Genomic DNA, 13,749 nt, shown 5'->3' on the forward strand with positions numbered 1-13,749 from the left:
GGTGCATTGGGGTGTAGGCAAATGTAGATAATTAACTGCTCCTCTATGTATTTAGTGTGCTCTACCTCAAAAATGCTACAACAATTGATGGATACCCGATACTATCATAAAAGCATGCGAACGAAATGCGCTCTTAGCATATTCAAAGTAAATCGTTACCGACCAAAATCAATTCCTAAAAGGAACACGATTTTGATCTCAATCCACAAACAACTTGCGCACTACTGACTGGTCATTTATCTGTAATTGCACGAGATACATGCCGCTGCGATAGGAATAGGTGTGGATGGTTTCCCGGAAATCTCCGGCGGGGAGATGTCCGAGCTCTTTTTCATTCAGCAGTCTTCCGGTTGCATCCATCACGCGGTACGATACTCTTGCGCTGGTCGGCAAATCAAACTCCAGGTAAGTGAATCCCACGGCAGGGTTGGGGTAAAGTTCCACCGTTGCAGGTTCTTTATCCAACTCCTCTACACTCACCATGGTGGTAGTAAGGTTGATGTCGTCTATGTAGATGTTGTTTCCGTTGTTGTTGGTAAAGCGGAACATAAACATGAATCCCGGCCCCCAATAGCTTTGTCCGATATTGGTGATAGTGATTTCCTGCCATTGGTCTGCGCTTTCCGGTACAAAAGGAGTGTCGGTTGCCTCGGCTGTGGGCAGGTTGGTCATACCTCTCCATTGTCCCCGCAGATTCCATGACTGGCCGCAATCGTTACTGATGTACACACGCAGCCGATCGTCATTACTTGCATCACGCTGCGCATATGCCGCTTTAAAGGAGAGCGTGGCACTTCCAACGTTGCTCAAATCTATGGTTGGGCTTTTGAGTTCGTCCACTCTGCCATTCACATTCTGGAGGTTGTCAATCCAAACGCTTTGGTTGCTTTCATACCCCACTGTAGTAATGAGTTCCCAGGTAACATCCTCATCGGGATTATCAGACACCCATTGATTTTCAAAAAGTGATTCAAACGTTTCGAATGATTCGCTGTAAGGTGTGTCCGCACCATCTCCCAACACAAGAATGAAATGCGTTTCGGTGGTTTGCCCGGTGCCAAAAGCGTTTTCTACCTCCAGTGAAACACTGAAGAGACCTTCGTTGGGAAAATAGACAACAGGATCTCGCTCCTGGGATTGGGCCGGAGCACCGCCTTCAAACTGCCACTGCCAACCTGGAGCAGCATTGAATGAAAGATCTGTAAAAACCACAGAGTCTCCCGCACAAATCACTGTTGCATTGGCTTTAAATGAGGCTACCGGGGGCTCCGGCAGCGGATTGTACAAATCAGACTCCCAAAATCCTCTTCCATAGGTTGACACGCGTATTTTACCAATGTTGTGCGCCATTTTCAATTGCCGCGCCTTGGTGCGGGGAAGCCCTTCCATAAAGTCAACCCAATTGGCGAGACTGTCATTGGTGTAGTACACTCCGGCATCCATTCCTACGTAAATACCATTGTTTTCAGATTCTTCGAATACCACAGAAAGTGCTGGTATGTTTGGTAGGTTGAATGAAATGTTTTCGAAGGTTTCACCGCCATCCCAACTGATGTAAACCTTGTTGCCCGATTGATAGCCGGAGCATGTAACGATTACGTTTTCAGGGTTGATGGGGTTAACCGCAATGTCGGTGATATTGGTACCGGCCAGGCCCTGGTTGGTGACGCTCCAGTTTTCGCCCCCGTTGTGCGTCCATACAAGAGCTCCACCGCGTGCTGCATAGATGTAATCACTATTTCCGGGGGCCACGGCCAGTGCTCTGAAGGAGCTTGAACCAAATGCTCCCATGTTGGTCCAGCCTTCATCGGGGTGGTGCTTCCAAATGCTTTGGAAAGCGGCGTACAGTATGTTGGGGTCATTGGGGTCGAGTAGGTAAGGGGTGACCCACAGTCCGTTCTCCTCAATATCACCGGCCAGATTCACATATTCAACGCCACCGTCAGTTGACAGTTGAATGTTGCCGTATGGGTACGCTGTGTAGATAATATCTGGATTTTCCCAGTTGATGGCAGCGCCGTTTCCGTCGCCTCCGCGGATGTGGTAGAAAATTCCGTCGTCCATCAAAAAGTTGGTGCCGTTGTCTTGCGTCCCGGCAAGGATTTTATAGGGCTCATCTTCCGTAAAATCAAATCGGTAGGTTTGGGTGATGTTAAGGCCTTGAGTCAGGTCAATCCAGTTGTTTCCGTGGTCATAGGAGATAAAAATACCCCCGTCACTACCGCAGTATAGACGATTGTCGTAGTACCTGAGGAAGTGGATATCGGCGTGTGTGTATCCTATACTCGTGGGAAATACCCAGTGAGAAATGGGGTTGTAATTGAGACCGCCTGATGTGCTTCTCCACACGTTGATTCCCCCTGTAATGATTCGGCTGCCATTGTTTGGATCGGCTGCAATGGCAAGATCGTACCAGCTTTGACCTCCTGTGCTAGTGCCTTCAGAGCTGTAGCCAAGTATGTTGGGGCTGTCTGCCCGCTCGGTAAAAGTCATTCCTGCGTCTGTTGACCGGTAAATCCCCCTGAAACCACTTGTTTGAGCACTACCAGCAAGCACGTAAACAGCGTTGGGCAGAGCAGGGCTTACTGCCAGCGACATGCGGTTCACTTCACTCATAGCAGGCAGACCTTCGTTGATGAGCTGAAAACTTTCACCGGCATTTTCGGAGCGGTGAAAACGATTGGTCACTGCATAAACGATGTCAGGGTTGGAGGGGTGAAGTGCTACCTCGCGTACATTGCCGTTTAGGATGAGTTCCCAGGATTCCGCACCATCAGTGGTTTTGAAGAGCCCCTCGTTGCTCCCGAGGTACAGTGTTTCGAAGTCGGTAGGGTGCATAATGAGCCAGTTGCTCTTGATGCCGTTTGCCAACTCCCAGGTTTTGCCTGTGGTTTGCCAGCTGGCACCGTAATCGGTTGACTTCAGCACACCCACGCCCATGTAGTCATTGGCATCGCGGTCGCCGGTTGCAATGTAAATGAGGTCGGTATTGGTTGGGTCAATGGCAATGCCTGAAACTCCCATGCTTGGTAAAAAATCTGTGAGGGGAGTCCATGTGTCGCCACCGTCTTCTGTTCTCCAAAGCCCACCCGAAGGCATTCCTACGTATATGGTGCTGGGGTTGCCGGGCTCCTCGGCAATAAAATTTATCCGACCGTTACCCGGGTTCCAGCCACCCTGATTCTCCCAATCGTAAGGACCCAAAGATTCCCAGTTTCCCAGGCTGCGCGATGAAGAAGCTGATGTGCGGTCGCCCTTCCGCTCCATAAAATCCATGTATTCTTTAAAAACATGGTAATTTGCAGGAAACTCACCGGAAGGGTACACCCGTTCCTCGGTGTCAAATTCCCATCTTTTGTAGGGCTTGTAACCGCTGCCGCGCTCATTGGGGTTGCCGGTATATTCAGCCTCGAAAACAGCTTGAATTTCATAAAAGTTGGCCTTGCCATCCTGCATCATTTCCGCCCATTTCTGTGCCGAAAGGAGCAATGGCAACGTAACTAACAGAAAACTGGCAATAAGGGTAAAAATGTTAGGTTTTCGCATATTTTTATCTCATTCTGAGCACCCTCAAGGGCACCTTTTCCTTGCACTTCCAAAGATAAGACAAAGCCACCTACCTTTGGCCAAAGAGTTTGGGCAAAATAAGAAACCTAAGGATGGTGAAAGACAACTCAGCATTGGAATGGCTTCAAACGGGCGATGGCTCCAGTACATTGCGCGTGCCGGAAATGGATGAAACCTATCACTCGCAGCACGGTGCAGTGCAAGAGGCCTTACATGTGTTTGTTGAAAACGGATTTGTGGCTTGCGCTGAATGCCTTGATCCGGTGCGTATTCTGGAGGTGGGTTTCGGTACAGGGCTCAATGCCTGGCTCACCATGCACCGCGCTGAAATACTGCAAAAACGGGTAGTTTATCACAGCATCGAGAAGTTTCCACTTCGGGATGAATGGGTGGAGAAAATGCATTTTCCGGTTTCGTACAACACGGCTCCCTATCCGCCACTTGATGCGCTGCACAGCCCTCAGGCGCTTGAGGAGCGAATGATCACTCATCATTTTCGATTCAGACTTATTCCTATGGATGTGAAACAATTTGAAGCCGCCCAACCTTATGACCTTGTGTATTTTGATGCCTTTGGTCCGCGGGCCCAGCCCTCCATGTGGGAAGTGCCGGTGTTTGAGCGGATGTACCGCGCTTTAAAACCGGACGGAAGGCTCGTTACTTATTGTGCACAGGGACAATTCAGACGGAATCTGAAAGCAGCCGGATTCCATTGGGAACGACTCGACGGACCTCCGGGAAAAAGAGAAATGACACTGGCTGTTAAACCGCTGTAAATATGGCAAAGTTCACAATCAGGGTGTATGGAATTGCTTCGCACAACGGTAAAATTCTGCTGTCTAAGGAGCGGATAAAGGGAGCGTATTACTTGAAATTTCCGGGTGGCGGACTCGAATTTGGTGAAGGCACCCGTGATGCCCTTACACGGGAGTTTCTGGAAGAAGCCAATGCAGAGGTTGAGGTGCTGGAGCATTTTTACACCACCGACTTTTTTCAGCCTTCAACTTTTCATGCAGAGCCTATTCAGGTATTGAGCGTGTATTACAAGGTAAGGCTTTTTTATCCCAATCAGCCCCTGATCTCGGATGATAAACAGACTTTTATTTGGATAGACGAAGGGCAACTGACTCCAGATAGAATGGATCTGCCGATTGATCAAAAGGTGGTTGAACTGTGGCAGTTTAGGAAACAAGCCCCATAAGCAAATTGATCACTTATGCCTGATTTCCCGTTCTACACGGCCATCCCGGTAGTGGATTTCATTTCTTAGAGAGCCGTCGGGCGCAAACTCTTTGGTTACGCCCTGTAAAACTCCGTCGCGGTAGTTTTTCTTCATTTTTCTGATACCTGTCTCATAGTAGAAAATCCAGGTGCCGTGTTCTTTTTCGCGGCGATAGGTCCCGGTGTATTCCACCGTGCCGTCGGGGTAATATGCCTCTTCTTTAACAACGCGAGATTTTTCGTTTTTGCCTTTGGTCCATACCACAAACTCCGGGTTACCGTTTTCGTGAATGCTTACAACCTGCCGACGCTGTGCCATTACTCCGAAAGACAGGAGGAGTGCGAGAGAAAATAGCGTAATATGCTTCATTGTGCAGCTCTTTAAGTTAAAACCTGACCACAAATTTGAGGTTTACCCTTCTTCCCGTAAGAAAATTCGGAATGGCATAACTGCGGTTTGAATCATCTCTGATCCAAAGGTAATTAACCACGTTATTGGCGCCAAACAGGTTAAAGATTTCGAGACTTACCCAGGCGGTATTGAGTTTTCCGAAGAAGCGTGAGTTGCGCAATGATTTGATTCCCATCAGTAAGTCGTAAGAGAAACCAATATCTACCCTGCGATATGAGGTTGTGCGAAGGGTATCGCGATAGCGCTCTTGGGTGGGTGGGCCAAAGGGAAGACCGGTTCCGTACAAAAAGCTGAGATGCACTTTGAACTGAGGCCAGTTGGGCATTTCGTCCTGAAAAAACAGGTTGAAATTAATGAGCTGGTCAGTAGGGCGAGGAATAAAACCCGGCTCAAACCGCACGCTGTCAACCGCCACCTGGTCTGCTGTAAAACCCGAAAAAATCTCATCTCCGGCGGCGTTGTATCGCCTGTAAAAGAAATCGTCTTTGATATCCTCGCGTGTTCGCATAAACGAAATGGACGCCCATGATTCTATGCCCTTGATAAACTCTCCGTTTATTTTCAGATCGAGCCCCGTAGCATACCCGGTGGCATTATTCTCTGCATAGTATCTAAGCCTTACGTTGTCCACCTCATAAGGAATGATGTCCAGCAAGTGCTTGTAGTACATTTCTCCTACAAACTTGAAGGGTCTGTCCATCATGCGGAAATTAATATCGGTGCCCAGTACGAAGTGAATGGATCTCTGAGCCCTGATTGCCGGATTGAGTCTTCCTTCAAAATCGCGCAATTCTCTGTAAAAAGGAGGTTGCTGGTACAGACCTGTGGCAAATTTTATGACCACATCGCGCACCAGAACGGTTGTATCATTGATTTCTTTTTCCCACTTGGGTTTGTATGAAAAGTTTGCCCGTGGGCTAAATATGAGCTGGTTGTTGAAATCCCAGTAATTGGCTCTCAATCCGGCGTTGGCAGTAAAGATGGCTCCGTTGCCCAGCGTTCTCGACCAACTGTCCTGAACATAGGCCATGAGGCGATTGCTCTGCATGGTGAGTTCTGATTTGAGCACATAAGGCAGCATAATTTGATGGTTGGGCTGAACCGCCGGATTCACGTAGCCCACAGAATCGGGTGGGTGAGGCACAGAAAACCCAGCTGAGTCAATCATTTCCCACTCGTCAATTCTGTCGAATATTTGCTCGTGGCGGTAGTCCACACCCCATTGAAAGTAGTGTTTGGGGAACTCGTGAAAGCCTTTGAGTGAGACACTGGTAACGTACGCCTCGAGGTCGTTTCTTGCATGCCGCAGAAAGCCGCCCACTCCGCGACTGCGGGCTGCTTCGTTAAACTGATCATTCCCGAAATCACGCTCAATTTCTTCCAGGCGATAGCGACCCAGAATATCAAAATGCTCGTTCTCAACGGTGGAGAAGAATGATCCGGTGAGTTTGATCAGCGAATTTTTTCCCACCTTGTAATCAAAGGCCAATGCGCCAAAAGCAGTTTCGTGACGCGTTTGCTCTTCGCCCTCAAAGAACACGGTAAACCGAAGGGTTTCGGCCAATGTGCCCAATTCTGTTCTTCTTGTTTGAGGAACAAAGTTGTAGTTGTTTTGGCCGTAGCTTCCCAGGAACCCTACCTGAAACCGCTCGCTGATATCGTAGGTCAGGTAGGTTTGCGCATCGACAAACCAGGGGCGGTAGTCTCCTTCTTCATCCAGCGAGCCAAGCACGTATTGATTGGTCATATACCTCACTCCCGTGATGTGGGTAAAGCGGCGGTTTTCAGAAGCGCCTTCAAAATGAACTGAGCCACCCAGCAAGCTCGCCGAAGCCGAACCGCTTACTTCGGTTGGCTTCTTGTATTTGATATCCAGTACCGATGCCAGCTTATCGCCGTATCTTGCTTCAAATCCACCCGCCGAAAAGCTCACTGAACCAATCATATCTACATTCGGAAAACTCAAGCCTTCCTGCTGGCCAACGCGCACCAGAAAAGGACGGTATACTTCAATGTCGTTCACATAAATAAGGTTCTCTTCGTAGCTACCACCACGCACTGAGTAGGCGCTGCTCATTTCGTTGCGCAATACCACGCCCACGGCACCGGTGAGCAGACCCTCAATGCCGGGCCTCACCATGGGTAGTTGTTTCGCCGATTTGATTTCAATCTTCTCCATGGGACTGGTTCTCATTTGGTAGTCTTCAACTACGAAATCTGCCAGCTCACGTATGCGCAATGTTACCTCAATGGTTTGGGTTTCGGCAGGGGTGAGGTAAATTTGAAACGAGCGCATTTCAAACGAGGCATGCGAAATGGTTACCTGCATCGAATCAAGGGCGGGCAATTGAATGCGAAAAAAACCGGTTGAATCGGTCATCACACCTACACCGGCTTGCCTGGCAAAAACATTGGCAAACTCTACGGGGTTTCGCTGGTCGTCAATTACGCGGCCCTGAAGCCATCCCGCTCCATCCTGGGCCGTCAAGCAGGTGGCCCAAAGCGCGAAAAGAAGGTACAGAAACGAACGAACCGCGGATTGACTCACCCTTCGTGTTGCTTAGTCCTGATAATCTTTTTTCTTGAAAGCCCCATCGCGCCAGGCTTCAACAAATTGAGCCCATGCAAAGGGGTTGAAAATATTCATTGGCGGCGCTTGGCCTGCGTGGTATATGCGGTTCTGGTAGTTCTGCATTTGGAATTTAAAATTTTCGCTACCGTCAGCTCCCATGGCTTGTCTTCGGCTAATCATATCGGCACGTGCCAGATTTCTTGCAGCGCGCTCGGTATCTGTTTCAGGTAAGTCCAATGCCAGAAAAGCCTCACGGAATTGTTCTTTGGTTGGCCAGGGGTAGATAACGGCTTCAGATAGCTGAATAGTATCCTGATACAAAATTTCTATCATTGAATACTTCTTCTCGGTAAGGGTATCGGGCAAGATAATGCCGTGCGTACGGAAACCTACAGCCGAGAAAACAATGCTGTCGCCTTTTTGGGCCACAAAAGAAAAATAGCCGTTCACGTCCGACATCGTTCCGCGGTAGGACTCTGCAATCATGATGTTCACAAACGGAACAGGCACAAGGCTGTCGCCGGTTACTACCACACCCGAGAACTGAATTAGGTCATCGTCATTTCTGCGTTGAGCATCTGCTTCCGACACCTGACCCAAAAAAACCGCCATCAAAAGAAGCGGATAAACCAAAAGTGAAAAATTCCAATGCATAATGTGGCGGCTAAGTTACGGAGATTATCTGCACAGCATTTGCACAAATGTGACGATGGTTGGTTATCTTGTGCCTGGGCCAGAAGAAAAGTTGGAGCGTGTGTTGTATCATTGCGTCGTTAATTGGAAAAGAAATGAAGGCCAAAGTGAAGCCGAATGAGTAAGGTTCAGAACTTTTCTGGAATTATCTGAACCACCGGGACAACTATTTTGCCAAAGCACAGTCATTGTGGGTGAGAAGCGTGAAAATATGACCGAAGCAGAGCTGGTAGAACGATGCCTGAAAGGGTTGGGATCCGCTCAAAAACAGTTGTATGATCGTTTCTCGAAGCAAATGTTAGGTGTATGTTACAGGTATGCAGCAAACCGTGATGATGCCTACGATTTGTTTCAGGATGGCTTTATAAAGGTCTTTGAGAAGCTGCACATGTACAACGGTAAAGGTCCGCTTGGGGCCTGGATTCGGCGCACCATTGTCAACAATATTCTAGATGAGTTGCGCAGGCAAAAACGACAGATGCGATACGATGACGATTTCAGAGCCGATTTCCTCACACACCATGATGGCTGGGATGACTCGATGGAGTTAGACAGTGAGTCATCAATCAGTCGTGAGCAAATCATGGATTTGGTTCAGACGCTGCCCACAGGTTACCGAACAGTATTTAACCTCTACGCAGTGGAGGAGTACAGCCATAAAGAAATAGCTGACATGCTGGGCATTACCGAAAGTACAAGCAAAACGCAGTATCGCAAAGCCAAAGGTCACCTGAAAAAGATGATTATGGAATTAAGAAAAACTTCAGATATCTGATTGTGAAAGAAGATCTGTTTGAAAATAAGATTAAGGAATCGCTCAACGGGTTTGAGCCCGAAGTGCCTGAAGCACTCTGGGAGAATATTCGTCAGCAAATTCCAACGAGCCATGTACCTGCCGACGGCGGTTCGCAGGTAGGCTCTATGTTGAAATGGGCTGCACCTGCCGCTGCGGTTGTGGGTGGCGCCTTGGCTTTATGGTACTTCAGTGGCACGCCCGAAGTGCCTCAGCAGAGCATCGTTCAGGATGTTGTGCCACAATCTGAAGTGACTGCTCCTGAAAAACGAGTTGAAGCAGCGACTCCGGATCAGACGGAAAGCAGCACATCAATGAAGATTATTGAGGAGAAGCTAGTTCCTTCAAAGCCCGAAAGAAGCCCGGACGTTCAGGAAGTACTACCAAAAGAAGTTGTGCTATCTGAGGATATCTCTGAAACAGAAGAATCGCAGCTTGAAACGGCTGTCGCAGAACATTCCGGCAGTGATGAGGAGATTGTGAAAGAGCTTACGGAACAGGAGCCAGTTGTTAAGAATGAGGATTTTACCGAAACTGTTGCGCATGAGAATTTGGAAGAAGACCATGATGACCACGCTTTTGAATTGGTTGAAGTGGGAATTCTTGCCGACCGCGTAACCGGTGAAGCACCGCTTACGGTTCAATTCAGAAATGTGACCAAGGCACGCTCTTTTGAATGGGACTTTGGAAATGGCAAAAAGAGCTATGACCCCGAGCCAACCATGACATTTTCCGAAGAAGGTGATTTCAACGTAAGGCTGGTCATTACGGATTTTGATGGTATGGTGCTTCAGGATGAGATGGAAATCAATGTATTTGCATCCTCCACGCTGTTTTATCCACAGGCATTTACGCCCAACGGAGATGGCATTAACGACTTTTTTGAACTGGAAGGTACCAATGTGCACAATGTGCGATTTACCATTCAGCGCCCTGATGGGTCGGTAGTGTTTGAAGGGCACGGTATGCATGCGCGGTGGGATGGCTCAGATACCATGATGCCCGAAGGAAGAAACTACATGGTGGTGATTCACTATGTGCGAAACAACGGCGAGCCTGCTCAGGAGGTTTCTAAACTGTTGGTAATTCGCGATCAATAAGCTTCATAAACCAGCTTACTGAATCAAGATTAGAGCGGTGGCCCCAGGTTACCGCTCTTTTCGTATTGCAAAAAACGCACAGGAAGCGAAAGATAGGACTCGGTGCCCGCATCAACACCTTGCAAACGGAGGTAGGTGTCGTTCACCTGGTCTCCCAGTTGCGGAAACCACTCCTTAAACTTCTGACGCTCGCTTCGCAACAAGGCAAGGTCTCGCTCCACGCGCTCTGAGAGCATACCGTACAGGCTATCTGCCATCTCGGGGGCCCGTCTGGACAAGTCGTAACGAAGGTACTGCCACATATTGAGGTGCGCGCAGTAACGCACGGCAATATGGCTCGCCTCTTTACCCGCCAGATATGCAATAAGATTGGCTTCACCCTCGTCGGTGATGCCCATGCTGTGCGAAAGTTCATGCGCCATCACAAAGGGTTTTTCGGGCCAGGGGTGTGAGGATTCCAGTAATGCCTCACCCGTAAAGGGAAAGTAAATGCCCGTAATACCCCATCGGCGCAATACACCGGGTGGACCAATGGTTCTTACCTTGCACCTTGTAAAGTCTTTCATGCCGAAGCTTTCCATTTTCGAGCCCACCTCTTTTCGCAGGTGGGCTTCAAGCTCCCTGTCGGTAGGAAAATTTACGGCCATGGTATCCTGTCTGAGGAGGTTCATTTGCTCCACTGTACGCAACCCCAAACCGAAAAGTGCTTCCGTTGATGGCTGCTCATGGCTTAACATTCCTCTTTCTGAAAGATTGGGCCGTGCGTAGTTAAATCCCCAAAGAGAGTAGAATAAAAACACCAACCAGCCTAAGGCGTTGAGCGCGACGCGTACGCGTCCTCGTCGCGAAGAAAAGCGTCTGAGGGCCTTTACCAAAAGGAAAATGACCACCCACGGAAACAAATACACCACGGGAAAGGGTAGTAGCCCGATGGTGTGATCGATCAAGGCGCGCACAACCGGGTACAATAGGTTTCCGTACAGTGTATCAGCCAGACCGGGAAAATGACGGAGAATCACAAAAAACAGAATGGCAGCCAAACCCAACCACCATCCGGACAAAGGAGGTATGGAGGCGGATCTTCTCACAGAATGAAACCTGCAACCAGGTTATTGAGCAGCAAGACCTCCGCCACCAGGACCGACACCGTAAAGTGACTCAATGCCCATGTTGTAGAGCATAAAAGCCCATATATCACTGGCCTCTTCGATGATTTTGGAGGTAGGCTTACCGGCTCCGTGACCAGCATCCACTTCAACCCTGATGAGAACCGGGTTTTTACCGCGGTGTGCCTCCTGCAGTCGTGCAGCAAACTTAAAGCTGTGTGCCGGTACTACACGGTCGTCGTGGTCTGCTGTGGTGATAAGGGTTGCAGGATAGGCTGTGCCGTCTTTGAGATTGTGCAGCGGTGAGTAGGCCAGCAAGTAGCGAAACTCTGTATCAGAGCTGTCGGCGCACCCATACTCAGGAATCCAGCCTTTACCCACCGTAAAACGATGAAAACGAAGCATATCAAGCACACCTACTTGCGGAATCGCTACCTGAAACAACTCAGGCCGCTGTGTCATAGCCGCTCCTACAAGGAGGCCTCCGTTTGAGCCACCGCGGATGGCCAGCCGCTCGTTTGAGGTGTAACGTTCCTTGATCAGGTATTCGGCAGCGGCAATAAAATCATCAAACACATTTTGCTTGTTTTCCTTCATTCCGGCTTTGTGCCATTCCTCGCCGTATTCGCCGCCACCGCGAAGATTAGCCACCGCGTAAACACCGCCATTCTCAAGCAGAATAATGTTCGAAACGCTAAATGAAGGAGTGAGGCTGATGTTAAAACCGCCATAACCGTAGAGCAGGGTTGGGTTATTACCGTTTAACTCCAGACCTTTTTTGTGTACGATAAACATTGAAACCGGGGTTCCGTCTTTGCTTTTGTACCACACTTGCTTGCTTTCAAAATCACCGGGGTCAAAAGCCAGTTCGGGCTGGTTAAAGAGTGATGACTCACCACTTTCCACGTCGTATTTAAAAATGGTAGGTGGGTAGTTAAAGGAAGTGTAGGTGTAAAAAAGGATTTTGTCATCTTTTTTACCACTCAGACCTCCGGCACTTCCAGCTCCCGGCAGGCTAATTTCTTTGCGGTTTTCACCGCTGTAGTCCATTTGGTAGAGGCGGGTAGTGGCATTTTCAAGGTAGTCGGCAAAGAGTTTGCCCCCACCTGTGCTCACACCATCCAGCAAATGTTCTTCTTCGGGAATGATTTCTACCCAGTTTTCTTTTTGGGGAGCATTGGGGTCAAGCGAAATCAAGCGGTAATTGGGCGCGTCAATATCGGTGTAAACCAAAAGTCGGCCATCAATGTGATTCACAATGTTGCTTTTGTTCTTAAATCCGCGGAAAAGGGGAGTGAGTGGACCGTCGTTCTCCATGTCTTTTATATGCGTTTCGTACCCATCGGTTCCTTCGGCTACGTACATGTGCAGGTATTTCTTGTCTTCGGTGATGCTGCACCAGTGGTATAGGTTGGGGTTCTTTTCGTTGCGGTAAAACAGCACGTCTTCTGACTGAGGTGTACCTACTTTGTGAAAGTAAATGGAGTGGTCCTTGTTATCGCCGGAATACTCTTTGCCTTTTTCCGGTTCAGGATAGCGACTGTAGTAGAAACCATCGGCCAGCCAAGCCGCTCCGGTAAATTTAACCCAGCGAAGTTCGTCTTCGAGATCGGTGTTGTTTTCAATTTCGCGAATTCTGATTACTGACCAATCTGAGCCGGCTGCTGATTCTGTATAGGCCATGTAGCGATGGTCGGGCGATGCTCCCAGAAGACCAATGGATACAGTTCCGTCTTCAGATAATTCGTTGGGGTCTATAAACACTTTAGGCTCACCGTCCAGCCCTTTTTGATAATAAATAACCGATTGGTTTTGAAGCCCGGTATTTTTATAGAAGAAATAATACTCGCCTACTTTTCGGGGTGAGGAAACTTTCGGGTAGTTGTACAACTCCGCAAAACGCTCCCGGATGGCTTTGCGGTAGGGTATTTGACTCATGAACGATTCCGTCACTTTGTTTTGCTCCTTTACCCAGGCTTCTGTATCGGGGGCGTTGTCATCTTCGAGCCAGCGGAAAGGATCCTCAATCTGGTTGCCGAAGTAATCATCAACCTGATCTACTTTTTCAGTGATGGGGTATTGCAGTTGAGCTGCGGGGCTGGGAGCTTGTGGTTCGCTGTCGCAGGAAATTGCCATTGGAGCAAGTAATAAGAGGTATGGAACAAAATTTTTCATGGTTCTTTGATTTGCCCCGAAGTTAAAGGTTTTTAAAAAATGTGGACGTAAGCAATTACTGATTGGGCATGGTATTGCGCGTGAGGGGTGCCAGTGGGTTTTTTCCTGAC

General features: G+C 48.7%; 10 protein-coding genes. 4 read left to right on the top strand and 6 right to left on the bottom strand.

The features are described from left to right. Positions 1–198: 198 nt before the first annotated feature. Positions 199–3,546, bottom strand: coding sequence for a T9SS C-terminal target domain-containing protein (locus EA392_11015; protein ID TVR38090.1), 3,348 nt, complete (start codon positions 3,544–3,546; stop codon positions 199–201). Positions 3,547–3,659: 113 nt separating this feature from the next. Here EA392_11015 and EA392_11020 point away from each other — a divergent pair, with 113 nt between their 5' ends. After that, positions 3,660–4,343 carry an SAM-dependent methyltransferase gene (locus EA392_11020; GenBank protein ID TVR38091.1) on the top strand — a complete coding sequence of 228 codons (684 nt, stop codon included), beginning with the start codon at positions 3,660–3,662 and terminating at the stop codon, positions 4,341–4,343. 2 nt (positions 4,344–4,345) lie between these two features. Next, positions 4,346–4,768 (top strand): NUDIX domain-containing protein, encoded by a 423-nt coding sequence (locus EA392_11025; protein TVR38092.1) that lies wholly within the window; start codon positions 4,346–4,348, stop codon positions 4,766–4,768. A gap of 9 nt (positions 4,769–4,777) precedes the next feature. Here EA392_11025 and EA392_11030 read toward each other — a convergent pair whose 3' ends face one another. From EA392_11030 to EA392_11040, 3 genes are read right to left on the bottom strand one after another with little or no spacing between them, the layout of a single operon-like run. Beyond that, complete coding sequence (locus tag EA392_11030; protein ID TVR38093.1) at positions 4,778–5,158, bottom strand: hypothetical protein; 381 nt, start codon at positions 5,156–5,158, stop codon at positions 4,778–4,780. A 16-nt stretch (positions 5,159–5,174) separates the two neighbouring features. Then, positions 5,175–7,748 carry a TonB-dependent receptor gene (locus EA392_11035; GenBank protein TVR38094.1) on the bottom strand — a complete coding sequence of 858 codons (2,574 nt, stop codon included), beginning with the start codon at positions 7,746–7,748 and terminating at the stop codon, positions 5,175–5,177. 12 nt (positions 7,749–7,760) lie between these two features. Further along, entirely contained in the window at positions 7,761–8,426 is a 666-nt protein-coding gene (locus EA392_11040; GenBank protein TVR38095.1) for a carboxypeptidase-like regulatory domain-containing protein, read from the bottom strand. Between the two features lie 250 nt (positions 8,427–8,676). Here EA392_11040 and EA392_11045 point away from each other — a divergent pair, with 250 nt between their 5' ends. Next, entirely contained in the window at positions 8,677–9,240 is a 564-nt protein-coding gene (locus EA392_11045) for a sigma-70 family RNA polymerase sigma factor (GenBank protein ID TVR38125.1), read from the top strand. Between the two features lie 2 nt (positions 9,241–9,242). Further along, positions 9,243–10,358 carry a PKD domain-containing protein gene (locus tag EA392_11050; GenBank protein TVR38096.1) on the top strand — a complete coding sequence of 372 codons (1,116 nt, stop codon included), beginning with the start codon at positions 9,243–9,245 and terminating at the stop codon, positions 10,356–10,358. A 29-nt stretch (positions 10,359–10,387) separates the two neighbouring features. Here the strand turns inward: EA392_11050 and EA392_11055 are convergent, their stop codons facing one another. Further along, positions 10,388–11,446, bottom strand: a complete 1,059-nt coding sequence (locus tag EA392_11055) for a DUF3810 domain-containing protein (GenBank protein TVR38097.1) — start codon at positions 11,444–11,446, stop codon at positions 10,388–10,390. Between the two features lie 21 nt (positions 11,447–11,467). Further along, positions 11,468–13,639 (bottom strand): S9 family peptidase, encoded by a 2,172-nt coding sequence (locus EA392_11060; GenBank protein ID TVR38098.1) that lies wholly within the window; start codon positions 13,637–13,639, stop codon positions 11,468–11,470. Positions 13,640–13,749 lie beyond the last annotated feature (110 nt).

The sequence above is a fragment of the Cryomorphaceae bacterium genome (assembly GCA_007695365.1).
Taxonomy (GTDB): Bacteria; Bacteroidota; Bacteroidia; order Flavobacteriales_D; family SKUL01; genus SKUL01.